Genomic DNA, 23,988 nt, shown 5'->3' with positions numbered 1-23,988 from the left:
CCACAGGCGCCTGTGAGTGGCACCTTGAACGAGACTCGACGATGTCTACACCCGTAACTCCGCTGTTTTTCCCCGAGGCGCTGACATTGCGCGGCCGCTGGAAAGAACTTGGCAAAACCCATGGACTGAGGCAAAAGGACTTCGAATGGTTCAGCCATATCGAACTGGCCACCCAGGCACTGCGCGATAAGCAGACGCCGCCCATGCTGGTGAAGAACGTGCTGCTGAAAATCCCGGGGCTGGAGCCTGTGGCGCTGGCCGGCAGCTTTGTGTTGACCGCGACACCCGATGACAATGGCCTGATTCTCTACACCCCGTACGCCGGGATAAAAAAGTTCGCCAACCGTACGGCCCTGACCGACCATCTGGTGACGCAACTCAAGGCCGCCAGTGAAGACGACGACCTGCTGGCCTTCATGGCGATGTCTCAACGCAAGGCCATGGTGGACGCCGACGAAATCGTGTTGGACTTTCAACCCATCGACGGCGACGTGTTCGAAGACCAGCGCATGACCCTCTCCACCCATCAGCAACTCAACGACCAGGCCCTGCTCGACGAATTGAAAGTGCTGCCGTCCCTGACCTCGCTGCTCGACACATTGCTGAATCAGAAGCTGGCGGCGTCCTTTCCCGGTCTGGATCAGAGCCAGACCCAAGTGAATTTCTACCAGGCAACAACGCCAGAGAATGCTGACGAAAGCCATCCGGCGCGACGCTGGGTCAACTCCCTTTCCTTGAGTGAGGCCGTCCTCCTGCATTATCGCCATCAGCTTTGGCCGGCCGGACAGTCCCACGAATTTTTGCATCCGGAAAAGTCCCCGGCAAACGCCGACCAGCCACTGTGGGAAGCCGCAGTCACGACCATCTCGCGCCAACTGATCAGCCTGCTGGTCGGGCAGCTCGAAGGCTTCTGGGCTGCACCGAGCGCCGACGGCGCATCCCGTCGAGAGTTCTTCGGCCAGGCCATCGCCGATCAGGCGCGAGTGCAACTGCTGCTCAAGCGAGAAGCCGAGATCATCACCCCGGAGCAAAGCCAGGATTTGCACGCGTTGATCTCTACGGCCAGCCGGACGAACCAGGCAATGACGGTCGAAACCGTGCGCCTGTGGGAGTACAAGGCCAATTATGTGGAGCTGGCCGGCTCACTGATGGTCAGCACCGGCAATGCGTTTCTCTACACGCCCACCGCAGGCCTGCAGGTACTCAAGGACTATAAGGACTTGTGCGATACGGTGCGCAGCAAGTTCAGCGCTGCCGGTCGCGAGGATGAACTCTATGGCCTGCTGAGCCTGGACGAGCGTCAGCGTTTCATTGGCTTTGACCAGCCGAATGTGACCGGGGAAGCAATTTCCGGCGAGATCTTCCCCAAGCTCTTCGACGGGATCATCGGCAAGCAACGGCAGAACATGCAATATGCCCTGCAGGTGTTCCGTCACAGTGACGGCACCGTGGACATCCACGCCCTGTTCGACAAAGCGCTGGATATCCGCTCGATGATCAACGAGCGCCTGCTGACGCTGGCTACCGACGGGCGCTGGAGCACGCGGCCCGTGCTATCCGGTGCTCAGCATCCCTCCACGGTGCTGGCCCACACGGCGGCCACTTTCGCCAAGTCCTTCAACGACATCGAGACACCGTTCAAGACGGATTTCGCAGCACAACCGGTCGCTGCTCTGGCCCTGCAACGGGTCTATCTGGAAAACATGAAACCCCGCCTGGCCCATGCACTATCCGTTGGCCTGCGTGGCGAGGCCAATATGCGAGTGCTCGGCGCGACACTGCGGGATGCGGATCGGGCCATTGTCGAAACGGTATTCAATCCGGACCGGGCCGATCGGCAGAACCGTCCGGCCCTCAACGGCTTCCGACCCGACGCCTACTCATTGACACTGGAGTGCTCCGGTCAGCGCGATGTCCTGCCCCTGGCCTATTGTCTGCTTTTGACCGAGCGTGGCGGACTCGACCCCTCGCATTCCGGCCGGACAATCCTTTGGACACCCGCCGAGGGCCTGGAAGTCTTTGACAATATCAGTCGCGCAAGGCTGGAGCTGAACAGACGCCTGCTCGAACCGCAACAACGCCTGGCGCTGCTGGAAAACCTGACCCCGGCCCAACGCTTCCTTCACCAACGCTACTCACTGGGACCGTTGCGGCTGATCGAAGGGTCTGTATTGGAACGGGTCGCGCAATCATCCATCGAGCACTTTCTGGCTCGCTGCGAACACGTACGCATTTTCAAGCTGAGCGACACAAAGCGCAAAAAAGCCCTTAAAGACCTGACCACAACGGTGCTTGACACCAACCTGCAACGAGCCAGGTCGATTGCCCTGGCGATCGGCCAGCAGCAATCCCTGCCCGCCTGGCTGGGAATGGCTCCGCTGCAAGACCTGCGACTGCACCTTGAACTGCTGGAGCAATACCGCAACAGCGTTGTTGAGGACAAAGACTATTTGCACGGGATCAAGCCCCTCAAGTCGTATGTGCATGAAACACTGAAATCGTTGCTCGCCGACCGCTTCCCGGCAACAACACTGGACCCCGACAATATTCAAATCACCCCGGACCTGGCGTTGGTCGGCCCTGCCCGGAGCCTCACCGAGTTCGCCTTGCACCACGTCAACATTACGCAAGGCACCGGGTTCAAGGTCGGGTCGGCAACCACGCAAACCCTGCCCGCGGGGCTGGACCAGGCGGCTGTTCGCCAGTTGCTGCTATTACTGAAAATTGCGCAGAACTACACCAAACATATCACCGACAACTTGTCGAACAATTCGGCGGACGTGGAACAACGGATCCTGCGCTTCGTCAAGCAACTGCCCTGGCAATTGCTGCAACACGCACACGAACTGAAACTGCAGCAACGGCTGTCCGACAGCGCTTTCGATTTGCTTCGACAAGTATTCGACATGCCGGACGCCATCGCCCGGGCTACCGTAGCAGGTGCGCACGCCATTGCCCGACCACTGGAACTGATCAAGACAACCGGTGCCGCCGCCGTCAAGGCAATGGGCCTGCACCTGATCGGTCCCGGCGAAGGCAAGGCAGGCCCGCAAATCCTCTATGCCCCTTACCACCCCAGTGGCTCACCGTTCGTTGAGTTCGACAATGAGGCCAGCGTTGTCGCGGCGCTCAACACACCGGGGCCATTGCAGGAGATGCTGCTTCGTCGCCTGCCGACCAGTCAGCAAACAGTGTTTCGCAACCTGCTCAAATCCACCATTGGCCAGTCTAGCGAAATCACCCTGGCGTCCAGCCCCATCAATGGCAACCTGCTGACCCACTTGTTCCATGACAACACCAGGCTGCTGGAGAAGATGCTCGGCAGCCAGGCAAACGCAACCGCTCAGTCTGACTGGGAGGCTGTCAAACATCTGTTCAGCTCCGGCATAGAGCGCATTTCAGGCCTGCTGCCGGGCAAACTCGCGTATGTGCAGTTTCTTTGGAGGGCCTACAAGGACGCCAAAAACTCAGCCGAAGCCCTACAGGACCATCACTGGACGACCGCCTTGCGCGAGTTTATTGCCGGCGCGGCACAAATCGTGTCATTGGGCCGTTTGTCGCTTGAAGGGTGGGCCGAAAGCGCCCAGGCAACCAGCGAAGCCGCTGCTCAACCGGCCGTCCCCGCCGTGATCGCGCAACCCTGGTCGCAAGTCCGGTCGACAGCGCAACTGCGTACCCGGCTGCGACGGTTCGAAACCACCACCGAACTCAAGGACCTGACGAAAAGCAGCACCGACGGCACCTATCTGGAAGCGGGCAGCAAGAAAACCTTCGCCGCCATTGCCGGCAAAGTGTACGGCGTGAACAAGACCGGAGCGGTCTGGCGAATGGTCAAAGGCGAGCAAGAAGGCCCGGTGTTGCTGGCTACACCCGGCAAGCAACTGGTCATCGACCCGGATGCCCACACCGTTCACTTCGGCAAAGCCGTCTCGAAAATGCGCAATCAGTATGTCAACGCCTATGTTGCCAGGCAGGTGCTGAACATCGAGGCCCGGGGAATGGAGGAAATCCGCGCAAGACATCCCGAAAAAGCCCGCATGATCGTGCAGGCCATCGACATGGCTCGCTATTACGCGTTCAACAGCCTGCACAACCTGGTGCAACTCAGGGAACTCGTCCCGGGCACACGGCTCGATACCTTCCTCAAACAGTTCTTTGATGTTGACCTGATCGACAAAGCACTGCTCGACAAAATCAGGCAGGCCGTCGTTCCCATTTGCAACGCGCTGGTCGATCCCGATGAAGACTGGATGAACTCGCAACGTTTTATCGTGGGTTCAAGCCGGGACCCGGAGGACAACCTTGTCGCGTTTGTCGTGGACAAGGATCAACAGCGCAATGTGCATTTCACGGAAAACTTCTTCGATCAACAACTGGACTGGTACAAATCCAGCCTGACTCAGCCCTTCGATGTCGACGGCCACAGTCAGGCCGCGACCCTGATACACGAGTTCGCTCATTTGTTTTCAGGGGCCGTGGACATCGCCTACCTTGAGGCCAGGCTACCGTTCAGCGATCTGGTCGCGTCGGTCACCGGCTATGGCGCAGCAAAGAAACAGTCTCAAGTGGATTTCCAGCGAGAAGCCTTGTCGATGAAAACGCCAAAGGACGAACTGTTCGCACGCTGGAACAGTGGGCGGCAATTATGGGTCAACCTGGACTCCATACCGAGCACTTCCCACATCGGCAAGAAAATTCTGCAACTGACGGGCAGCGAGACCATGGCTAAGGCACGGGAAGCTTTTTTTAACGTGCGGGACTCGAAGTTCCGAACCAATGTCATTTTGCACAATGCCGACTCGGTCGCGTTTTTGATCTGCGAAATGGGCCGGCAACTGGACCCGGTACCGGTCGCTACGCCCCCTACACCCTGATCCTGGCGAAATAACGCGCAGATCCCCGGATCTGTGCGCTATCGCGGTGTTTGATTTGATCTTTTTTTTACGCATCCCATGGATACTGCTACCCGAGAGCAGATGTTCCAGAGGCGAAGCGTTGAAAAAAAACCACACATTGATAGTTAAATGCCATGACTGATGTTCTCGCAGACTCCCCCCCAAGGTTAGAATGCAGGAAATCAGGAAGGGCCAATGACCGACCACACGATCTCGGAAGCCGAATACGACGCCATCACCGATGCCGCTGCGCATTGGTGCATGCGTCTGCACGCCAATGACTGCACCGAGCAAGAGCGTCAGGCGTTCGAGCAATGGCGTAACGCGCATCCGCTCCATGCCATCGAGTACGAAGCGATGCTGGAGATCTGGGATGTCGCTGGCGACCTGCCCCGTCCCGAGCCCGTCGTGCCGCTGGTTCGCCCCAAAGTGGAAAATCCGTGGCGCCGCCTGGCGATCGCAGCGGCGGTCTGCGCCCTGGCGTTGCCGGTGGCCGGTTATGGCGGCTGGCATCTGGGCTGGGTGCCAAACGCGTACCAGCATTTCGAAGCGACCGACAATGTCCGAACGGTCACCTTGAAAGACGGCAGCCAGGTGGAACTGAACCTGGGCAGCGAGCTGACGTACAGCAACTACAAGGATCAGCGGCAAGTCACGCTGGAAAAAGGCGAAGCCTTCTTCAGGGTCAGCCATGACACCCGTCACCCCTTCGTGGTCAAGGCCGCCGAAGGCCGGATTCGCGTGACCGGCACCCAATTCAACGTCTGGATGTATGAAGACCAGGTCAAGGTCAACCTGATCGAGGGTTCGGTACTGGTCAGCAGCAACGCCAACCTGAATGGCGACGGTTTGCACCTCAGCCCGGCGATGCAGGCCAGTTATCGCCACGGCGACTTCACCCCCCGCATCAGCCAGACCTATGACAATGACAGTTCGCTGGCCTGGCGCCAGGGCAAACTGGTGCTCGACGATCTGTCCCTGAGCGATGCGCTGCCCTTGATCAATCGCTACCTCGACAAACCGCTGATGGTGGCCGACAACAGCACCGGCTCGATCCATATCGGCGGCATCTACAACATCAACGAGATCAACGGCCTGGTGAAATCCTTGCCGCGGGTCCTGCCGGTCTACCTGACCCGCAATCAGAACGGCAATCTGGTGGTCAACGCGATTCCGCAAACCTCTCCGAAAAGCTGAAAAGGCCGCCACCCCTTGCGGGGTGCGGCCTTCAGTGTTCATGCAGAACTTCTGTTCCTTACTGCCCGGCCACCTTCGCATCCTGCCGACGGATCGTCTGCACCTGATAGTCCGGATCGGACAGGATCTGTTGCTCGGTGAAAGGCAGCACGCTCCATTGCTTTCTCGAAAAGGCCTGCGTCTGGTCCCGTGAATATTTCGACGCCGGGTCGCTGGACAACGAGAACGCCAGCAGCCCTTTGGCCTGCGGTCCGTTTTCGTCGAAGGTCACCACCTGCAGGTAACTCGTACCGCTGACCACCTCACGCTTGCCATCGCTGCGCGGCACGCTCTGGATGGCGTTGTAGACCCCCAGTGCACCCGGTCCGCCGTGGATTGGCGTCTGTTGCCCGCCGCTGCTGACCACCTGGATATCGCCCCAACGGCTGTCGGCTTTCAGGCCTGCCGCCTTGACCTGATCGACAGATGCCCGCATCGCGTCGCGCAGTGCCTGTGCAACTGGTGGCCGTTCAACCGCCAAGCCGCGCGGGGTATGTTGTGGATCCTGCGGATCGAATGCCACGCGCCATAGGTCCGGCACTGGCTCCAATGCCGCCATGACATTCTGGAAGTGCACAAAGCCCAGGCCGCTGCCCAGGTTGGCCTTGCGGTCCCAGGCCTTGAGGCTGGCGCACAGTGGCGCGAGGGTTTTGGCATCGGCACCGAGATCCGCCACGCAGAATTGCAGCAGGTCCGCCATCACCTGATCCGCCTGATAAACCTGATCGTCCATGACCATGCGTTGCAAGTCCGCTGCCCCGACCTTGCCGGCCTTGGCCAGCGCGCTCAAACTATCGAGGGCAAAGCGTGAACGCAGCCCCAATGGCTGGCTGTCCTGGCTGATCAACGGCGAATAGCCGGTCAGCGGTTGCGCCGGGTTGGCCAGCCATGCCGAGTCGTTGGAGTGCTGGACAAAATCCTTGCGCAGCAATTGCGGTAACTTGTCCGCTGCATAGATGCCCTGCTGTGGCGCCTGCGGGTCGATGTCCCAGGCACAGGCGCCGTTGGAGCCGTCGAGAGTGATCATTTGCAAGCCAACGCGCGGATCGCTGCACTGCGCCAGCTTGTCGACGCTGACGTTGGGCACCACCGAGAGGTTCATGTACAGCGTCTGCCCCTGATCGTCCGCCGCCAGGGTGTTGACCCACGGAATGCCCTGGATCTTGTGCACCGAGGCCTGGAAATCCTTGAGGCTTTCAGCGCGATTCATTGCGTACCACTGCTGCAGAACGCGGTCGTTGTCCAGATTGGCGTCACGCAGGCTGTAGGCGTACTGGTGGTCCCAATCCAGTTTTCCCGGCCATTGCACCACCGGACCGAATTTCGAGCTGTAGACCTCGTGGGGAATCGCCCGGATCTGCCCATCCGCCTGCCTGATGTTGACGGTCACGGTCTGCTTGTCCATCGGCAAGGACTGGCCGTCGAGCAGGTAACGGGTCGAATCCTTGGGGTCCAGTTGCAGGCGATACAGCGTGAAATGCCGGGAAGAATCCACGGTGTGGGTCCAGGCCAGATGTTGATTGAAACCGATGTTGATCACCGGCAGACCGGGTAACGCCGCGCCCATCACGTCCAGTTTGCCGGGTATGGTCAGGTGCATCTGGTAAAAGCGCATGCCGCCCACCCACGGAAAGTGCGGATTGGCCAGCAACATGCCGCGTCCGTTGAAGGAGCGCTCGCTGCCGACCGCGACGGCATTGCTGCCCCGCTCCAGAGCGAAGCGCTGCATCCGCGTGGCGGCCACCTGGAACGCTTCCTGTGCACTCGACGCCTGGGCCACTGCGTTGGGTGGCGTGGCACCGGCCAGGGCTTCGGCAAACTGGCCGACGCCACCTTCGACCAACAGGCGCCGGGTCAGCTTGACCAGATCCGAGGGGGTGATCTCGCGCACCCAATCGCCCTGACACTGCAGCGGTAAACCCTGGGCCCGACGCTCGCTCAAGGAGCGGTTGTACCCCGCCACATAGCCTTCGACCAGTTCACGCACTTCGGGGGTTTGGGCCTGCCAGAAACCGGCGACAGCTTGCGGAGTGTTCAGCCAGGTGAAAAACACATCGCTGACCAGGTTCTCCCGCTCTTCGACGGTGAACTGATCCGGCCCGAAGTACCGCGAACGTTCGCCGTTGACGGTCGTGATTTCGTTGGCCAGCAGGCACAGGTTGTCCTGGGCGTAGGCATAGCCGATGCCGTAGCCGAGCCCGCGCTCGTTGTCGGCGCGGATGTGCGGCACGCCGAAACCGGTTCGGCGGATATCCGCGCTCGTTTGCGCGGGCGTAGCGCTCGCGCTTGCCGCAAGGCTCAACCCCAGGCTCAACCCCAGAGCCACACCCGCCAGGCTCAACCTGGTTAACTGGCTGGAAATAATCACGCTCGCTCCTGATCGAAAAAACGATGGCCACGGTTGCGCATATCCACGCACGCCGTGCCTCCCTGTAGGGACGAAGCTCACCACAAAAATTTAGGGATTTACTGTGCAACGACCCATGGTCTGACAGGTTGATCACGCGATGGCGACAAAATTTCTACATTCGAACCTTCATGATTCGGGCTGCTCATACGTCTAGTCCTGTAAGAGCGCCCATTTTTTTCTTGATCAGGCTCTGAAAGGAGTTTTGCAATGTACAACTCGCAACTGCCAACGGACGGTAGCAACGCGCCAAAGGGTACTTCCATGGGAGTCGGCGTATTCGAGCCGCGTACCGATCGTCACGGCAACGAGCGGATCCGGATCCTGCTCAAAAACTTTGGCCTTCGAACCAGCCTGATCCGCCTGAAAGTCATCGACGCCCTGCTGACGGCCGCCGAAAACGACCGCAGCCTTGGCGTGCGCGGCGTGCACAGCCAATTGCTGGACCTGGATATTCCCCTGTCCTTTCTCAGCGTGCGTGAAGTGCTAAAGCGCTTGTGCAGCGAAGGCGTGATTGTCCTCAACCCCGACAAAAGCTACAGCCTGCATCCCCAGGCTGCCGCCATTTTGCGCAACCGATGATCGACTGATCAGGGCTTGACCTTGCGGCGCATCACGCCATTGATGACCACCACGACCACCGCCACGCCAATGGCGATGTACTGGAACAGTTTTTCGCTGATGACGCCGGTATTCTGCAACCAGGAAAGGCCAAACATGATCCCCAGTACCACCAGGGAGATCAGAATCGAGTATTTCAAACGTTGCGACTGAGTCATTGCGGGTTCCTGAATCTGAAATTGTATCCGGTTTGTATCGACATGCATGCCAAGCGCTTACCCGGTTTCGGGGATAAGCCGCTACAAGCGGGGTCCCATGTTACAGCCGATGAAGAGTTTTAGCTTCATTGCGGCGATAACCATGAGGGCTTTCAAATGTTGCGTCGAATCACACTGCTGATTCCCCTGCTTGCCATCTTGACCCTATGACAACCATGGCGGACCAGGTTACTACCAGCATCGTTAACCACTACTCAATGCCCTGAATCCTTGCGGTAAAAGTCATTGCCCGGCTGGGTACACAGTTCCACCAGCCAATCGACAAACACACGCACCCGCCGGGACAACTGGCGGTGCGGCGGATAAAGCGCCGTCATCGGCATGCCCGGTGGCGGCACTTCCCTCAGTACTTCACACAAACGCCCCTCCTGCAGTTGCCGCGCCACGTGATAGTACGGCGTCTGCACCAGGCCATATCCGGCCTCGCACGCAGCCAGATAGCCATCGGCACTGTTGACCGCCACCTGCTTGGGCAGGTCGACCGACCGCACTTGGCCATCCACGACAAACTCCAGTCCATAGCGTTTGCCACTGTTACTGGAGACGTACTCGACCATCCGGTGGCCGCGCAGGTCATCCAGCGTATGGGGCGCTGCGTGCCGCTGCAGATAGTCGGGGCTGGCACAGGTTACCTGATCCAACACCACCAGGGGCCGCGCCACCAGCGACTCGTCCAGCGGCGAACCACCGCGCAGCACACAATCGACACCTTCGCGTATCAGGTCCACCGGGCGGTCATTCAGGCCGATTTCCAGCTCGATCAACGGATAGCGGGCGGTGAACTGCGGCAGTGCCGGAATCACAATCAGGCGCCCCACGCCCGCCGGCATATCCACCCGTAACAAGCCCTTGGGATTGTGGCGCGCGGCGCTGAGCACCGCTTCGGTCTCTTCCAGGTCTGCCAGCAAGCGCACGCAACGCGGGTAATAAGCCGCGCCATCGAGCGTCAGGCTGATCTGCCGCGTGGTGCGTTGCAGCAGTTGCACCCCAAGATGCGCCTCCAGTTGTTTGATCAGGATGGTGACCGAGGCCCGGGGCAATTGCAGGCTGTCGGCGGCCTTGGCAAAGCCGCCCAACTCGACGATCCGGGTAAAAACGCGCATGGCGTTGAAACGGTCCATTGCTGGCTCCACCGGCTGATTATTTAGATTTTACGAATAGTGATAGCCGTTTTAGCCGGTTTATCTTGTTTCTGTCGAGGCGAACAATGGCGATTCACTTCACAGGGAGCTGATTTCATGCACACACGTCAATTGGGAAAAAACGGTCCGCAGGTATCGGCCATCGGCCTGGGCTGCATGGGCATGACCGACTTCTACACCACCGGCACGGACACCCGCGAAGCAACGGCCACCTTGCATCGCGCGCTGGAACTGGGGGTCAACCTGCTCGATACCGCCGACATGTACGGTCCGCACACCAATGAAGAACTGATCGGCAAGGCCATCGCCGGCAAGCGTGACCAGGTGTTCCTGGCCAGCAAGTTCGGGATCGTCCGCGACCCGGCCAACCCCACTGCCCGGGGCGTCAACGGCCGACCGGAATACATTCGCCAGTCCATCGATGGCAGCTTGAAGCGCCTGGGCGTGGACACCCTCGATCTGTATTACCAACACCGAATCGACCCGCAGGTGGCCATCGAAGAAACCGTCGGTGCCATGGCCGAACTGGTCAGTGCCGGCAAGGTGCGTTACCTGGGATTGAGCGAGGCCTCGGCGGCGACCCTGGAACGAGCGCACAAGGTTCACCCGATCAGTGCGTTGCAAAGTGAGTATTCGTTGTGGAGCCGTGATCAGGAAGAAAACGCTTGCCTGGCAACCTGCCAGCGCCTGGGCGTCGCCTTTGTGCCTTATAGCCCGTTGGGCCGAGGGTTTCTGACCGGCGCATTAAAAAGCCCGGATGATTTCGCGGCCGACGATTATCGTCGTTTCAGCCCGCGCTTCCAGGGCGAAAACTTCGCGAAAAACCTGCTGCTGGTGCAACAGGTACAAGCGCTGGCGGCAGAAAAAGGCGTGACGGCGGGCCAACTGGCGCTGGCGTGGGTGCTGGCCCAGGGTGACTACCTGATTCCGATTCCGGGTACCAAGCAACGTAAATACCTGGAAGAAAACGTGGCCGCACTGGAGGTGACGCTGAGTGGCGAAGAACTGCACGCGCTGGAAGCGATCTTTGCGGCCAATGCCACCGCAGGCCTGCGTTATCCGGAAGAAGTCATGAAACTGCTCGACCGCTAAGGGTTGCCGGCCCGTTCGATGAACCGGGCGGGCCGTGCAACATGGCGTCAGGCCTCGTCCGAGAGAATTCTGCCTGGCCTCACCATGGGCCCGTTGTTCTTGCCGTAGGTTTCCAGGTTTTGCAGCACATAGATCGCTTTTTTGAACTCGGGAACCAGGTAGTTGGCGTACTTGTTACCCTTCAGATTGTTGTTCTGAATGTTCTCCAGTTGCGTGGCGAAATATTCCAGCGCATTGAACTTGGCGTCAGGGTCCTTGATGCCAAACCGGTCGAACTTGTCACCGGCATTGCTCAGTGTGACCGCTGTTACATCGCTGATCAGACCACGCTCTTTCAGCATGACACTGAGAGCCCCCATGGACTTGACAGAAATATCAGTGGGGTCAAAACCCTTCATCTGTTTGCGCAATTTCATCTTGTCCATCTTGACTGTATCCAGCTCAACCGGATTGTTGCCCACCAGGTCAAGCATCTGCCTGACCTTGACGCTCTGGGGAACAGGCTTTGATCTGCTGGCGGCATCTCGAACCAATAGACCCGCTTTCGCGGTCCAGTTGCCGGTATATCCGATAGTCATTGAAAACTCCTTGTTTGACCAAGTTGGGTGGCCAGAAGTATCGACCGAAGCACTGAGGCAACCAAACTTTAATTCAGAGCATTAACAACTCTCATACAATTAAGATACATGCTGTAAAACCTCTTGTTTATTTGAACTTATCGCCCTGACGAATGCTCTTTCAGACTTTTCTTACATGTCGGCTAGTTGGTTTTCATCAGCATCGAAACTTACCCTCGAATCTCAACCTGACGATTTTGTAATGTGCCCCTCATCTGCCTGACAGCATTGATCTACCATCATCGAACGGCAGATCTTTGTAGTAATTGGAAACACTCCTTGAATGCCTGGCCGGATAAAATGGTCAGAATGCGTTTTTTTGCCCGTTACCCGAGGCGAATCCCATGCGAAACCCTCTGCGCCTGATCGCCCTGAGCGCCCTGTTGATGTCTTCACTGGCCCAGGCCGCCGACCTCATTCCAATCGAGGTTCACCGCGACGCCAATTGTGGTTGCTGCAAAAAATGGATCACCCACCTGGAGGCCAATGGCTTCAAGGTCGAAGACCACGTCGAAGCCAATATGAGCGAGTTCAAGCAACAGCACGGCGTGCCGCCGCGCCTGGCGTCGTGCCACACCGCGTTGATCAACGGCAAATTCGTTGAAGGTCATGTCCCGGCCGACCAGGTCCTGGCCTTGAGCAAGCGCGACGATCTGCTGGGCGTCGCGGCCCCCGGCATGCCCATGGGCTCGCCCGGCATGGAAATGGACGACATGAGCGATGCCTATCAGGTCATTGGCCTGAAAAAAGACGGCACTGACGTGGTGGTTGCGGACTACCCCGCCCATTGATGTCGGGCGCGTACCTCGGGCTGTTTTTCGCGGCATTCGGTGCCGCCACGCTGCTGCCGTTGCAATCCGAAGCGGTGCTGGTCGGCCTGCTGCTCAGCGATCGGTACTGGCCCTGGGCACTGCTGGCGGTGGCAACGTTCGGCAACGTTCTGGGCTCGCTGCTTAACTGGTGGCTGGGGCGCGGGATCGAGCGGTTCCGTGACCGACGCTGGTTTCCGGTGAGCCCCCGGCACCTGGAGAAAGCCCGGCTTCATTACCAACGCTACGGCCATTGGTCATTGCTGCTCAGTTGGCTGCCGGTGATCGGCGATCCGCTGACGCTGGTCGCCGGGGTCATGCGCGAGCCGCCGGGGCGTTTCCTGTTGATCGTCACCCTGGCCAAGGGTGCCCGCTACGGCGTGCTGGCCATGGCGACTTTGGGCTGGATGGGTTGAACCATCAAGGGCGGCGGTTGCCTGTGTTTAATGCCGCCCTAATCGAATCGATCCAGCATCGGCGGATTTACCATGGAGCCCTTTCATGTCACGCCCCTTCTCCTGCTGGTTGCCCAGCCTTTTACTGACCGCCGCCCTGCCCGTCATCGCCCACGCCGAAGGACCGGGATACGGTCCCGAGCTGCAAGGTTTCGACTATCCCTACACGCTCAAGCACTTCGCCTTTGAATCCCAGGGCCAATCCCTGCAAATGGGTTACATGGATGTCTCCGCCCACGGCAAGGCCAATGGTCGCAGCGTGGTGCTGATGCACGGCAAGAATTTCTGCGGCGCCACCTGGGGCAGTTCGATCAAAGCCCTCAGCGACGCTGGCTACCGGGTCATCGCCCCGGACCAGATCGGCTTCTGCACCTCCAGCAAACCGGCGCACTATCAGTACAGCTTCCAGCAACTGGCGACGAACACCCAGCAATTGCTCAAGGCCCTGGGCATCCAGCAAGCCACCCTGCTGGGGCATTCCACCGGCGGCATGCTCGCCACTCGCTATGCCTTGCAATACCCCGAACAGGTCGAGCAACTGGCGCTGGTCAACCCCATCGGCCTGGAAGACTGGAAAGCCCTCGGCGTACCCTATCGCACGGTGGATCAATGGTACGAGCGCGAACTCAAGCTCAGCGCCGAGGGTATCCGCAACTACGAACGCACCACCTATTACGGCGGCCGCTGGAAGCCGGAATTCGATCGCTGGGTCGACATGCTCGCCGGCCTGAACAAAGGCCCGGGGCATACCCAAGTCGCGTGGAACTCGGCGCTGATCTACGACATGATCTTCACCCAACCGGTGTACTACGAATTCCACAATCTGAAGATGCCGACCCTGCTGTTGATCGGTACGTCCGACACCACCGCCATCGGCAGTGACATCGCCCCGCCCGAAGTCAAGGCGAAGATCGGGCACTACGACGTCCTCGGCAAACAAGTGGCCAAGATGATTCCCCGGTCCACGCTGGTCGAGTTCCCTGGCATGGGCCACGCGCCACAGATGGAAGAACCGGCACAATTCCACCAGGCCCTGCTCGCTTGGCTGAACAAGACCAACCCCGTGCGTTGAAGAGGAAAGGCTCCCACAACGAATAATTGTTCATGCTGCGGTGTTCTCATCACATCAACCTTGCACTGCGCCTGGCCAGGCGCGATCTGATCCGAACCCCGTGAACCTGTGGAGCAATGCCCATGAATATTCGCTTTGCTGTTCTGATGCCCCCTCTGTTGCTGGCCATTGGGTTGTCCGGCTCCCTCGCCCTGGCCAACGGCGGTGGCGGCGACGACGACGCACCCATCAGGCCCAACTGCCCCAAAGGCCAGGTGTTCGATAGCAAATCCCAGCGTTGCGTGCGGCAGACCAGCAGCCTGGTACCGGACGAAGACCGCACCAACTATGCCTATCGACTGGCCAAGGACGGGCGTTATGAAGAAGCCCTGGCCCTGCTCGACACACTGAAACAGCCAAATACCGCAAAAGCTTTGAACTATCGCGGCTACGCCACGCGTAAACTGGGACGTACCGACGAAGGCATCGGCTATTACCTGCAATCGGTAAAACTCGACCCGCAGTACGCGCAAGTCCGCGAGTATCTCGGTGAGGCCTATGTGATCAAAGGCCGGCTGGATCTTGCCCAGGAGCAACTGCGACAGATCGAATCCATCTGTGGCAGCACTCAATGCGAGGAGTATCAGGACCTGGCCGAAGCCATCAACGGCTCATCGAAAACCTGACAACCCGAGCGGACGGAGGTCGCCATCGCCAGCGATCAGGCAATACGAACGGAACTGAACCGGCATCTGGCGCGTTTATGGCGTTACGGCCTGCTGTTGTCCCGGCAACGGCATGTCGCCGATGACCTGGTGCAAGCCACCTGCGTGCGGGCGCTGGAACGGGCCGGGCAATACGTGCCGGGAACGCGCATGGACCGGTGGCTGCTGAGCATTCTGCATTCGATCTGGCTCAACGAAGTCCGTGCCCGGCGGGTGCGCCAGGGTCAGGGCCAGGTAGACGCCGATCAGGCTTTGTCGTTCGATGGTGAATCCGTGGCCCAGACCCATGTGTTGGCGGCACAGGTCATCCGCCGAGTCGATGCGTTGCCCGAGGCCCAGCGCGAAACGGTGTTTCTCGCCTATGTCGAAGGCTTGTCCTACCGCGAAGTCGCCGAGGTGCTGCAAGTGCCCATCGGCACGGTCATGAGCCGCCTGGCCACCGCTCGGGCGAAACTGGCCGAATACCCACCGTTGCACACGGTGCCCACCCCTAACCGAGGAGAACATTGATGAACACGATACCCTCGGACGAACAACTGGTGGCTTACCTCGATAACCAACTCGATACCGAGCAGCGCGCGCGCATCGACGCGGCCATCAATGCCGACCCGATGCTCGGCCTGCGCCTGCAATGGCTGGATCGCAGCAGCCTGCCGTTCAAGGACGCCTATGATGAACTGGCCCGACAGGCGCCGGTGGATCGCCTGCAAGCCATGCTCGCCACGCTGCCCTCACCCGCCCGCCCCGGGCTCAGTCGACGCTGGTTCCTGGCCGCCGCGGCCGGGCTGTTGGCCGGCGGTGTATTGGCGGACCGTTTGTTCCTCGGCTGGCAAGCGAGCCGGCAGACACATAACTGGCGCGACCTGGTGGCCGATTACATGGCGCTCTACGTACCGGAAACCCTGGATCACTTGCCCGGCGATGAAGCCGCGCAACGGGCACAACTGCGCACCATCGATGCGCGCCTGGGCCTCAACCTCGCGCCGGCAAAACTGAGCCTGCCCCGTGCCGAGTTCAAGCGCGCACAGATCCTCGAGTACGACGGTGCGCCCATTGCCCAGATCACCTACCTCGATCCGGCGCACGGCCCCATGGCCCTGTGCGTCACCCGCTCCAACAGCGGCAGCCGCCATTTCGCCCGGGAACAGCGACGCGAGCTGAATATCGTGTATTGGGCCGATATGGAACACGCCTGGATGCTGATCGGGCATCAGCCGATGGCGGACCTGGAGGAGATGGCGAAGACGTTGCGCGAGCGCCTGAGTACCTGAGAAACCCCGGTTCAACGCAGGCGCTGCGCCAGCGCCTGCCAAGCGCGTCAGGCCGACGCCGGCAACCACAAGCGAAACCGCGCTCCGCCCAGGGGCGAGGCTTCCACCGTCAGCGTCCCGCCCTGGGCTTCCAGTGCGCGGCGGCTGATCGCCAGTCCCAGGCCGAAACCACCCGTGGCGCGGTCGCGGCTGCGGTCGAGACGGTAGAAGGGTTCGAAGATCCGCTCGCGCTCGTCATCCGGAATGCCGATGCCGTCATCGTCGACCCAGATTTCACAACCGCCGGCATAGGCCTGCACACCGATCTGAATACGCTTCTCGCAATAGCGCATGGCATTGCGCAGCAGGTTTTGCAAGGCACGGGCAGTCAGGCGCGGGTCCAGGCTGAAGCGTTCGAACTGGCCGTGGAGCAGCACGTCGATGACGATTTCCGGAGATTGCTGTTCTTCGTCGACGCTGCCGAGAATGCTGTCGATGAATTCATCCAGCGAGACTTCGACCTGCTCCGGTAGCCGCGCCGGGTTTTGCAGGCGGCTGTAGGACAGCAGCTCCAGCACCAATTCATCGAGTTCTCGAATATGCGCCACCAGGCTTTGCAGGCGCTCGCGACTGGCCGCCGGCAAGTCGTCGGACAGCGCCAGCGCCAGGCCGAAATCCAGGCGCGTCAGCGGCGTGCGCAATTCGTGAGACACCGCATTGAGCAAGTCCCGCTGTTGGTTGAGCAAGTTCTCGATGTCGCCGGCCATGGTGTCGAACACACTGGCCAGGCTGCCGATGTTGGAACTTGGGGAGATTTGCGTGCGCTCGCCCAAGTGGCCCTTGCCAAAGCGTTCGGCGGCGCCCTTGAGGCGTTCCAGGTCACGCCAGTGCGGGCGCAACCACAGTAACAGGCACGCGAGCATGGTCGCGCCGATCAGGACGTTGATGCTCCAGTACAACAGGTTGACGTCCAGCGGGTCCGGTGGCACGACCATTTGCACCACGGTGCGCTCATTGAGCGGCGCGACCGCCAGCGTGCGCCAGCCCCAGTCGCCCACGCGCACGATGTTCTCGCCGCGGCGCAAGCGCTGCTGTTCATCAGGGGTCAGGCTGCCGTCGTCATTGCCGCTGAGCACGATGTGCAGAGGAGAGAAGTCCTTGTCCATTTCAGCGGCCAGGGCCGGCCACTGTTCGGCCGGGACCCCGTGAAACTGTTTGACGATCAGCGTTTGCAGCCCACGGGAATAATCGAGGTTGTAGGTGACAAAGCGCTCCTGGAACACCTTGACCACCAGGTCCGGCACCAGATAGATCGCCGCGCTGAACGAGACGATAGTCACCAGGTACAAACGAAAGAGGATTCTGAACATCGACTCAGCATTCCCACTCGGAACGGCTGAACAGGTAGCCCTTGCCCCACACGGTCTTGATCTTGCGCGCCTCGCCGGCGTGGTCGTCGAACTTGCGTCGCAGCTTGGAAATCGCCACGTCCACCGAACGGTCGGTGCCGTTGAATTCGATACCGCGCAGGCGTTGCAGGATCTGGTCGCGGCTCAACACTTCGCCGGCGTGCCGGGCCAGCACCACCAGCAGGTTGTACTCGCCGCTGGACAGTTCCACCAACTGCTCGCGCCAGGTCACGGTGCGCTCGGACAAGTCGATGCACAGGTTGCCCATCAGAATGCGGTCGTTGGCGGTCTGCGGTTCGCTGAGGCTGCTGCGGCGCAGCAAGGTCCGCACCCGGGCCAGCAGCACCCGCGGCTCGCAAGGTTTGGTGACGTAGTCGTCGGCCCCCATTTCCAGGCCCAGGACCTGGTCGTGGCTGTCGTCGCGGGCGGTGAGCATCAGGATCGGCAAGGTCGCCGAATCGGCGCGCAGCAGGCGACAGACTTGCAAGCCGTCGAGGCCGGGCAGCATCAGGTCGAGGATCACCAGGTCCGGCGGATTGAGCCGCGCACGTTCGCGCACATGGTCACCGCGACCGATCACGCTGACGGAATAACCGTTGCGTTCCAGGTAGCTGGCAATCAGTTCGGCGAGGGCGGTGTCGTCTTCGACCAGGAGGATGTTGGGCATGGGGTGTTTCCAGAAAGTGCTTTAGCGTCTGTTCCGGCCTCTTCGCGGGCAAGCCCGCTCCCACAGAGATTTGAGGTGAACACAAATGATATGAACACCACCGACCACTGTGGGAGCGAGCTTGCTCGCGATAGCAATCTATCAGGCGCAATAGAAATCAAGGACTGAAGGATATACGCCCTCACTCGTCCCTGAGTAAAACCCTTACACAATTTCACACAGCACCAACAAAGCTTCACCGCTACCCTCGCCTTCGCCCAGTAGGATGCTGGGTGTCTTTATTGGGGTATTACATGTCGAAAAATCTGCTTGCCAGGCTCAGCCTCATTGCACTGGCGTTGACACTGGCCGCGTGTGACAAGTCCTCGAATGCCGAGGAACAGGCGCCGCTGGCCACGGTTCGCGTCGAAACCATCGAGGCGCGGCCACTGACCATCAGCAGTGAACTGAGCGGACGGATTGCCGCGCCGCGCATGGCCGAAGTGCGTGCCCGCGTGGCTGGCGTGGTCTTGCAGCGCACCTTCCGTGAAGGCAGCGACGTGAAACAGGGCGATGTGTTGTTCCGCATCGACCCGGCGCCGTTCAAGGCCGACCTGGACAGCGCCGAAGCCGTACTGCGCAAGGCCGAGGCCAATGCGTTCCAGGCCCGGTTGCAGGAACAACGCTACGCCCAGTTGATCGATGACAAGGCCATCAGCGGTCAGGAGTATGACAACGCACGCGCCAACGCCCGGCAGACCGCCGCCGAAGTCGCCGCCAGTAAAGCCGCTGTGGAGCGGGCGAAACTGAACCTCGGCTACGCCACCGTCACCGCGCCTATCTCCGGGCGTATCGGCCGTGCATTGGTCACCGAAGGCGCGCTGGTCGGGCAGAACGAAACCACGCCGCTGGCGCTGATCCAGCAACTGAACCCGATTCATGCCGACCTGACCCAGTCCACCCGCGAACTCAACGAACTGCGCCGCGCCTTCCGTTCCGGCCAGTTGCAGCAGGTCGGCCAGGACCAGGCCAAGGTCACGTTGATTCAGGATGACGGCAGCCTCTATCCGCTGCCAGGCAAACTGCTGTTCAGCGACATCACCGTCGACCCGGGCACCGGCCAGATCATCCTGCGCAGCGAGTTCCCCAACCCCGACCTCGACTTGCTGCCCGGCAGTTTCGTGCGCGTACGCCTGGAACAAGCGGTCAACCAGCAAGGCATCAGCGTGCCGCAACGGGCCATCCAGCGCGACAGCGCCGGCATCGCCCAGGTGCTGCTGCTCGACGCCGAACAGCGGGTCGGGCAGCAATCGGTCGAACTGGGCACCGTGCAGAACGATCGCTGGATCGTCACCGGCGGCCTGAAGGCAGGCGACCGCATCGTCATCGAGGGCCTGCAGCACGCCCGCCCCGGCGAGAAAGTGCAGATCGACGACACCCCTCTTCCCCTTGCCCAGGCGACTGGTCAGTAAGCAGGACGCTTCTTTATGCCGCAGTTCTTTATCGACCGCCCGGTGTTCGCCTGGGTGGTTGCCCTGTTCATCCTGCTGGCCGGTGCGCTGGCCATTCCGCAACTGCCGGTGGCGCAATACCCGGATGTTGCGCCGCCACAAATCGAAATCTACGCCGTGTACCCGGGCGCTTCGGCGCAAACCGTGGACGAAAGCGTGGTCAGCCTGATCGAGGAAGAACTCAACGGCGCCGATCACCTGTTGTATTTCGAATCCCAGAGCAGCCTGGGCAGCGCCACCATCAAGGCCACCTTCCAGCCGGGCACCAACCCGGAACTGGCCCAGGTGGATGTGCAGAATCGCCTCAAAGCCGTGGAATCACGGCTGCCGCAAGCGGTGATCCAGCAGGGTTTGCAGGTGGAGAAAGTCTCCTCCGGCTTCTTGCTGTTGATCACCCTGACGTCCAGCGACGGCAAACTCGACGACGTGGCGCTCAGCGATTACCTGGCGCGCAACGTGATGAACGAGGTCAAGCGTCTGGATGGCGTCGGCAAGGCTCAGCTGTACGGCGCCGAGCGGGCGATGCGGATCTGGATCGACCCGCGGAAACTGCTCGCCTTCAACCTGACGCCGGCGGACGTCAACACCGCCATCGTCGCGCAAAACGCCCAGGTGTCGGCGGGCAGCATCGGCGACCTGCCGACCCGCACCACCCAGGAAATCACCGCGACCATTCTGGTCAAGGGGCAGTTGTCGACCCCCGAAGAGTTTGCCGACATCGTCCTCAAGGCCAACCCGGACGGCTCGACCGTGCGCATCAGCGATGTGGCGCGGGTCGAGATCGGCAGCCAGGAATACCAGTTTTCCACGCGCCTGAACGGCAAGCCGTCCACTGCCGTTGCCGTGCAGCTGTCGCCCGGCGCCAACGCACTGAACACCGCGACCCTGGTGCGGGCGAAGATGGATGAACTCAAGCGCTACTTCCCGGCGAACGTCGAGTATTCGATACCGTACGACACCTCGCCTTTCGTCAAGGTTTCGATCACCAAGGTGGTCTACACCCTCTTTGAGGCGATGCTGCTGGTGTTCGCGGTGATGTTCCTGTTCCTGCAGAACATCCGCTACACGCTGATTCCGACCCTGGTGGTGCCGGTGGCGTTGATGGGCACCTTTGCGACGATGCTGGCGCTCGGGTTTTCGATCAACGTGCTGACCATGTTCGGCATGGTGCTGGCCATCGGCATTCTGGTGGACGACGCCATCGTGGTGGTGGAGAACGTCGAGCGGATCATGGCCACCGAAGGCCTTTCGCCCAAGGAAGCCACGCGCAAGGCCATGCAACAGATCACCGGGGCCATCATCGGCATCACCCTGGTGCTGGTCGCGGTATTCATTCCGATGGCGTTCATGCAGGGCTCGGTCGGGGTGATCTACCAGCAGTTCTCACTGTCGATGGCCACCTCGATCCTGTTCTCGGCCTTCCTCGCCCTGACCTTGACCCCGGCCCTGTGCGCGACGTTGCTCAAGCCGATTGCCAAAGGCGAGCACCATGAAAAGACCGGGTTCTTCGGCTGGTTCAACCGTCGCTTCGAGCAACTGACCGACCGTTACCAGGGCTGGGTGGCCTACGCGTTGAAACGTACCGGGCGCTACTTGCTGATCTACGGCGTGCTGTTGATCGGTCTGGGCCTGGCCTTCAGTCGCCTGCCCTCCTCGTTCCTGCCGGTGGAAGACCAGGGTTACACCATCACCGACATCCAGCTGCCGCCGGGTGCAAGCAAGAACCGCACGGTGCAGGTCGCCGAGCAGGTTGAAGCGCACAACGCTGGCGAGCCAGGCATTCGCGACAGCGTGGTGATTCTCGGCTTCAGCTTCTCCGGCAGCGGGCAGAACGCGGCGCTGGCGTTCAGCACGCTCAAAGACTGGTCCGAGCGCGGCAGTGAAGACTCGGCGGCGTCGATTGCCGACCGGGCCAACGTTGCCCTCAGCCAGATCAAGGACGCGGTGACCTTTGCCGTACTGCCGCCGCCCGTGGATGGCCTGGGTACGTCCAGCGGATTCGAGTTCCGCCTGCAGGATCGTGGTGGTCTCGGCCATGAGAAGTTGATGGAAGCCCGCACCGAGTTACTCGCGGCGGCGCAAAAAAGCCCGATCCTGATGAACGTGCGCGAAAGCGCCCTGGCCGAGGCACCGCAGGTGCAACTGGTGGTCGACCGCAAGCAGGCCAACGCGCTGGGGGTGTCCTTCGCCGACGTCGGCAACGTGCTGTCCACGGCCGTGGGCTCGGCCTACATCAACGACTTCCCCAATCAGGGGCGGATGCAGCGCGTGGTGGTGCAGGCCGAGGGCGACCAGCGCAGCCAGGTGGAAGACCTGCTGAAGATCCACGTGCGCAACACCCACGAAAAAATGGTGCCCCTGTCGGCCTTCGTGCAGGCCAAGTGGACCCAGGGACCGGCGCAGTTGACCCGCTACAACGGCTATCCGGCGATCAGTATTTCCGGTGAACCGACCCCGGGCCACAGCACCGGTGAGGCCATGGCCGAGATCGAGCGGCTGGTGGCACAAGGCCCGGCGGGCCTGGGCCAGGAATGGACCGGGTTGTCGTTGCAGGAACGGTTGTCCGGCAGCCAGGCGCCGATCCTGCTGGGGCTGTCGTTGTTGATCGTGTTCCTGTGCCTGGCGGCGTTGTACGAGAGCTGGTCGATCCCGACCTCGGTGCTGCTGGTGGTGCCGCTGGGCGTGCTCGGTGCGGTGCTGGCGGTGACCTTGCGCGGGATGCCCAACGACGTGTTCTTCAAGGTCGGGTTGATCACCATCATCGGCCTGTCGGCGAAGAACGCGATCCTGATCATCGAATTCGCCAAGAGCCTGTACGACGAAGGCCACGACCTGATCGACGCCACCCTGCAAGCGGCACGCCTGCGGTTGCGGCCGATTGTCATGACCTCCCTGGCGTTCATCCTTGGCGTGGTGCCTTTGGCGATCGCGACCGGCGCCAGCTCGGCGAGCCAGCAGGCCATCGGCACCGGGGTGATTGGCGGGATGATCACGGCGACCCTGGCCGTGGTGTTCGTGCCGGTGTTTTTTGTGGTGGTAATGAAGTTGGTGCGCAAGCGACACAAAAACACCTGATCAACACCACTGTCCCAATGTGGGAGCGGGCTTGCTCGCGAAGAGGCCGTCACATTCAACATCCGTGTTGATTGACCGTGCGCCTTCGCGAGCAAGCCCGCTCCCACAAGGGGATCTCGGTGACTTCAAGATCGGGGTCAACTGGGCTAAGGTGATTGCACAGCCCCAACCCCTCGAGCCTCCATGATTTTCCTCGCACGCACCCACCCTCGCCTGTCCGCCGCCATCCTGCTGGGCATCGCGGCGGGCTTTCTGGCTCCAGCAGATTCGCCGATCAGCAAGATCCTCATCGGCTGGAATGCCGGCGTCTGGATCTATCTGTCGCTGATGCTTTGGCTCACCGTGCGTTCGAAAGCGCCTGACGTGAAACGCATCGCCGAAATCGAAGACGAAAACGCCGGGCTGGTGCTGGCGCTCGTATGCATTGCGGCGCTGGCCAGCCTGGCGACCATCACCTTCGAACTGGCCGGCAGCAAAGACCTGGAAACCACGCGCAAGCTTTTGCATTACGGCTTCACCGCCCTGACCGTCATCGGCTCATGGCTGTTGATCGGGGTCATCTTCAGCCTGCATTACGCCCGGCTGTATTACATATGGGACGGCAAGGAGCCGGCGCTGCGTTTTGCCGAAGGTCTGACGACCCCCAACTACTGGGACTTCCTGTACTTCTCGTTCACCATCGGCGTGGCGGTGCAAACCTCGGATGTCGGCGTGGCCACGCGGGGCATGCGCAAGATCGTGCTGGCGCAGTCGTTGATCGGTTTTCTGTTCAATACCGCTATTCTCGGGTTCTCGATCAACATCGCCGCCGGCCTGTTCGGTTGATGAC

At 60.7% G+C, this 23,988-nt stretch carries 19 protein-coding genes; 13 read left to right on the top strand and 6 right to left on the bottom strand.

Features of this window, described 5'->3' with window-relative positions:
• Positions 1-41 precede the first annotated feature (41 nt).
• Entirely contained in the window at positions 42-4,874 is a 4,833-nt protein-coding gene (locus ACM6G4_RS19505) for a dermonecrotic toxin domain-containing protein (protein ID WP_414914402.1), read from the top strand.
• Between the two features lie 216 nt (positions 4,875-5,090).
• Positions 5,091-6,092 carry a FecR family protein gene (locus ACM6G4_RS19500; protein ID WP_414914401.1) on the top strand — a complete coding sequence of 334 codons (1,002 nt, stop codon included), beginning with the start codon at positions 5,091-5,093 and terminating at the stop codon, positions 6,090-6,092.
• Positions 6,093-6,150: 58 nt separating this feature from the next.
• Here the strand turns inward: ACM6G4_RS19500 and ACM6G4_RS19495 are convergent, their stop codons facing one another.
• A complete protein-coding gene (locus ACM6G4_RS19495; RefSeq protein ID WP_414914400.1) occupies positions 6,151-8,499 on the bottom strand; it encodes an acylase in 2,349 nt (782 codons plus the stop codon).
• Positions 8,500-8,748: 249 nt separating this feature from the next.
• Between ACM6G4_RS19495 and ACM6G4_RS19490 the strand changes: the two genes are divergently transcribed.
• Positions 8,749-9,120, top strand: a complete 372-nt coding sequence (locus tag ACM6G4_RS19490) for a fe2+ zn2+ uptake regulation protein (protein WP_414914399.1) — start codon at positions 8,749-8,751, stop codon at positions 9,118-9,120.
• A gap of 8 nt (positions 9,121-9,128) precedes the next feature.
• On the opposite strand, the gene ACM6G4_RS19485 is transcribed toward ACM6G4_RS19490, so the two are convergent.
• Together ACM6G4_RS19485 and ACM6G4_RS19480 are read right to left on the bottom strand one after the other, a co-directional pair.
• A complete protein-coding gene (locus tag ACM6G4_RS19485) occupies positions 9,129-9,317 on the bottom strand; it encodes a hypothetical protein (RefSeq protein ID WP_056724563.1) in 189 nt (62 codons plus the stop codon).
• 254 nt (positions 9,318-9,571) lie between these two features.
• Complete coding sequence (locus tag ACM6G4_RS19480; protein ID WP_414914398.1) at positions 9,572-10,498, bottom strand: LysR family transcriptional regulator; 927 nt, start codon at positions 10,496-10,498, stop codon at positions 9,572-9,574.
• Positions 10,499-10,615: 117 nt separating this feature from the next.
• Here ACM6G4_RS19480 and ACM6G4_RS19475 point away from each other — a divergent pair, with 117 nt between their 5' ends.
• Positions 10,616-11,611, top strand: coding sequence for an aldo/keto reductase (locus ACM6G4_RS19475; RefSeq protein WP_223540928.1), 996 nt, complete (start codon positions 10,616-10,618; stop codon positions 11,609-11,611).
• A gap of 47 nt (positions 11,612-11,658) precedes the next feature.
• Here ACM6G4_RS19475 and ACM6G4_RS19470 read toward each other — a convergent pair whose 3' ends face one another.
• Positions 11,659-12,189: a hypothetical protein gene (locus tag ACM6G4_RS19470; RefSeq protein ID WP_414914397.1), complete on the bottom strand. Its 531-nt coding sequence runs from the start codon at positions 12,187-12,189 to the stop codon at positions 11,659-11,661.
• Between the two features lie 383 nt (positions 12,190-12,572).
• Here ACM6G4_RS19470 and ACM6G4_RS19465 point away from each other — a divergent pair, with 383 nt between their 5' ends.
• The 6 genes from ACM6G4_RS19465 (at position 12,573) to ACM6G4_RS19440 (ending at position 16,539) form a co-directional block, all read left to right on the top strand.
• Positions 12,573-13,019: a DUF411 domain-containing protein gene (locus ACM6G4_RS19465; RefSeq protein ID WP_414914396.1), complete on the top strand. Its 447-nt coding sequence runs from the start codon at positions 12,573-12,575 to the stop codon at positions 13,017-13,019.
• A complete protein-coding gene (locus ACM6G4_RS19460) occupies positions 13,019-13,453 on the top strand; it encodes a YqaA family protein (protein ID WP_414914395.1) in 435 nt (144 codons plus the stop codon). Before ACM6G4_RS19465 ends, ACM6G4_RS19460 begins: the two co-directional genes overlap by 1 nt.
• An 85-nt stretch (positions 13,454-13,538) precedes the next feature.
• Positions 13,539-14,564: an alpha/beta fold hydrolase gene (locus ACM6G4_RS19455; protein ID WP_414914394.1), complete on the top strand. Its 1,026-nt coding sequence runs from the start codon at positions 13,539-13,541 to the stop codon at positions 14,562-14,564.
• Positions 14,565-14,686: 122 nt separating this feature from the next.
• Complete coding sequence (locus ACM6G4_RS19450; protein ID WP_414914393.1) at positions 14,687-15,229, top strand: tetratricopeptide repeat protein; 543 nt, start codon at positions 14,687-14,689, stop codon at positions 15,227-15,229.
• 66 nt (positions 15,230-15,295) lie between these two features.
• Positions 15,296-15,778: an RNA polymerase sigma factor gene (locus ACM6G4_RS19445; protein ID WP_409079063.1), complete on the top strand. Its 483-nt coding sequence runs from the start codon at positions 15,296-15,298 to the stop codon at positions 15,776-15,778.
• Positions 15,778-16,539, top strand: a complete 762-nt coding sequence (locus ACM6G4_RS19440) for an anti-sigma factor family protein (protein WP_414914392.1) — start codon at positions 15,778-15,780, stop codon at positions 16,537-16,539. Before ACM6G4_RS19445 ends, ACM6G4_RS19440 begins: the two co-directional genes overlap by 1 nt.
• Positions 16,540-16,586: 47 nt before the next feature.
• Here the strand turns inward: ACM6G4_RS19440 and ACM6G4_RS19435 are convergent, their stop codons facing one another.
• Both ACM6G4_RS19435 and ACM6G4_RS19430 read right to left on the bottom strand, forming a co-directional pair.
• Positions 16,587-17,888: an ATP-binding protein gene (locus ACM6G4_RS19435; protein ID WP_414914391.1), complete on the bottom strand. Its 1,302-nt coding sequence runs from the start codon at positions 17,886-17,888 to the stop codon at positions 16,587-16,589.
• A 4-nt stretch (positions 17,889-17,892) separates the two neighbouring features.
• Positions 17,893-18,594 (bottom strand): response regulator transcription factor, encoded by a 702-nt coding sequence (locus ACM6G4_RS19430; RefSeq protein WP_007985461.1) that lies wholly within the window; start codon positions 18,592-18,594, stop codon positions 17,893-17,895.
• Positions 18,595-18,887: 293 nt separating this feature from the next.
• Between ACM6G4_RS19430 and ACM6G4_RS19425 the strand changes: the two genes are divergently transcribed.
• The 3 genes from ACM6G4_RS19425 (at position 18,888) to ACM6G4_RS19415 (ending at position 23,984) form a co-directional block, all read left to right on the top strand.
• Positions 18,888-20,045, top strand: a complete 1,158-nt coding sequence (locus ACM6G4_RS19425; protein ID WP_414914390.1) for an efflux RND transporter periplasmic adaptor subunit — start codon at positions 18,888-18,890, stop codon at positions 20,043-20,045.
• A gap of 15 nt (positions 20,046-20,060) precedes the next feature.
• Positions 20,061-23,159, top strand: coding sequence for an efflux RND transporter permease subunit (locus ACM6G4_RS19420; protein ID WP_223540922.1), 3,099 nt, complete (start codon positions 20,061-20,063; stop codon positions 23,157-23,159).
• 183 nt (positions 23,160-23,342) lie between these two features.
• Complete coding sequence (locus tag ACM6G4_RS19415; RefSeq protein ID WP_223540921.1) at positions 23,343-23,984, top strand: DUF1345 domain-containing protein; 642 nt, start codon at positions 23,343-23,345, stop codon at positions 23,982-23,984.
• The last annotated feature ends 4 nt before the right edge of the window (positions 23,985-23,988 follow it).

Source organism: Pseudomonas sp. IT-P258 (genome assembly GCF_949767825.1).
Classification (GTDB): domain Bacteria; phylum Pseudomonadota; class Gammaproteobacteria; order Pseudomonadales; family Pseudomonadaceae; genus Aquipseudomonas; species Aquipseudomonas monachiensis.
The sequence above is the reverse complement of the archived record's forward strand: the minus strand, read 5'-3'. Positions and strand labels throughout refer to the sequence as shown.

Excerpts from the sequence above, each read along its gene's own strand:
- ACM6G4_RS19460 (WP_414914395.1), top strand. The coding sequence starts at position 13,019 with ATGTCGGGCGCGTACCTCGGGCTGTTTTTCGCGGCATTCGGTGCCGCC.
- ACM6G4_RS19435 (WP_414914391.1), bottom strand. The coding sequence starts at position 17,888 with ATGTTCAGAATCCTCTTTCGTTTGTACCTGGTGACTATCGTCTCGTTC.
- ACM6G4_RS19465 (WP_414914396.1), top strand. The coding sequence starts at position 12,573 with ATGCGAAACCCTCTGCGCCTGATCGCCCTGAGCGCCCTGTTGATGTCT.
- ACM6G4_RS19430 (WP_007985461.1), bottom strand. The coding sequence starts at position 18,594 with ATGCCCAACATCCTCCTGGTCGAAGACGACACCGCCCTCGCCGAACTG.
- ACM6G4_RS19420 (WP_223540922.1), top strand. The coding sequence starts at position 20,061 with ATGCCGCAGTTCTTTATCGACCGCCCGGTGTTCGCCTGGGTGGTTGCC.
- ACM6G4_RS19500 (WP_414914401.1), top strand. The coding sequence starts at position 5,091 with ATGACCGACCACACGATCTCGGAAGCCGAATACGACGCCATCACCGAT.
- ACM6G4_RS19475 (WP_223540928.1), top strand. The coding sequence starts at position 10,616 with ATGCACACACGTCAATTGGGAAAAAACGGTCCGCAGGTATCGGCCATC.
- ACM6G4_RS19505 (WP_414914402.1), top strand. The coding sequence starts at position 42 with ATGTCTACACCCGTAACTCCGCTGTTTTTCCCCGAGGCGCTGACATTG.
- ACM6G4_RS19490 (WP_414914399.1), top strand. The coding sequence starts at position 8,749 with ATGTACAACTCGCAACTGCCAACGGACGGTAGCAACGCGCCAAAGGGT.
- ACM6G4_RS19425 (WP_414914390.1), top strand. The coding sequence starts at position 18,888 with ATGTCGAAAAATCTGCTTGCCAGGCTCAGCCTCATTGCACTGGCGTTG.
- ACM6G4_RS19450 (WP_414914393.1), top strand. The coding sequence starts at position 14,687 with ATGAATATTCGCTTTGCTGTTCTGATGCCCCCTCTGTTGCTGGCCATT.
- ACM6G4_RS19470 (WP_414914397.1), bottom strand. The coding sequence starts at position 12,189 with ATGACTATCGGATATACCGGCAACTGGACCGCGAAAGCGGGTCTATTG.
- ACM6G4_RS19480 (WP_414914398.1), bottom strand. The coding sequence starts at position 10,498 with ATGGACCGTTTCAACGCCATGCGCGTTTTTACCCGGATCGTCGAGTTG.
- ACM6G4_RS19440 (WP_414914392.1), top strand. The coding sequence starts at position 15,778 with ATGAACACGATACCCTCGGACGAACAACTGGTGGCTTACCTCGATAAC.
- ACM6G4_RS19455 (WP_414914394.1), top strand. The coding sequence starts at position 13,539 with ATGTCACGCCCCTTCTCCTGCTGGTTGCCCAGCCTTTTACTGACCGCC.
- ACM6G4_RS19415 (WP_223540921.1), top strand. The coding sequence starts at position 23,343 with ATGATTTTCCTCGCACGCACCCACCCTCGCCTGTCCGCCGCCATCCTG.
- ACM6G4_RS19485 (WP_056724563.1), bottom strand. The coding sequence starts at position 9,317 with ATGACTCAGTCGCAACGTTTGAAATACTCGATTCTGATCTCCCTGGTG.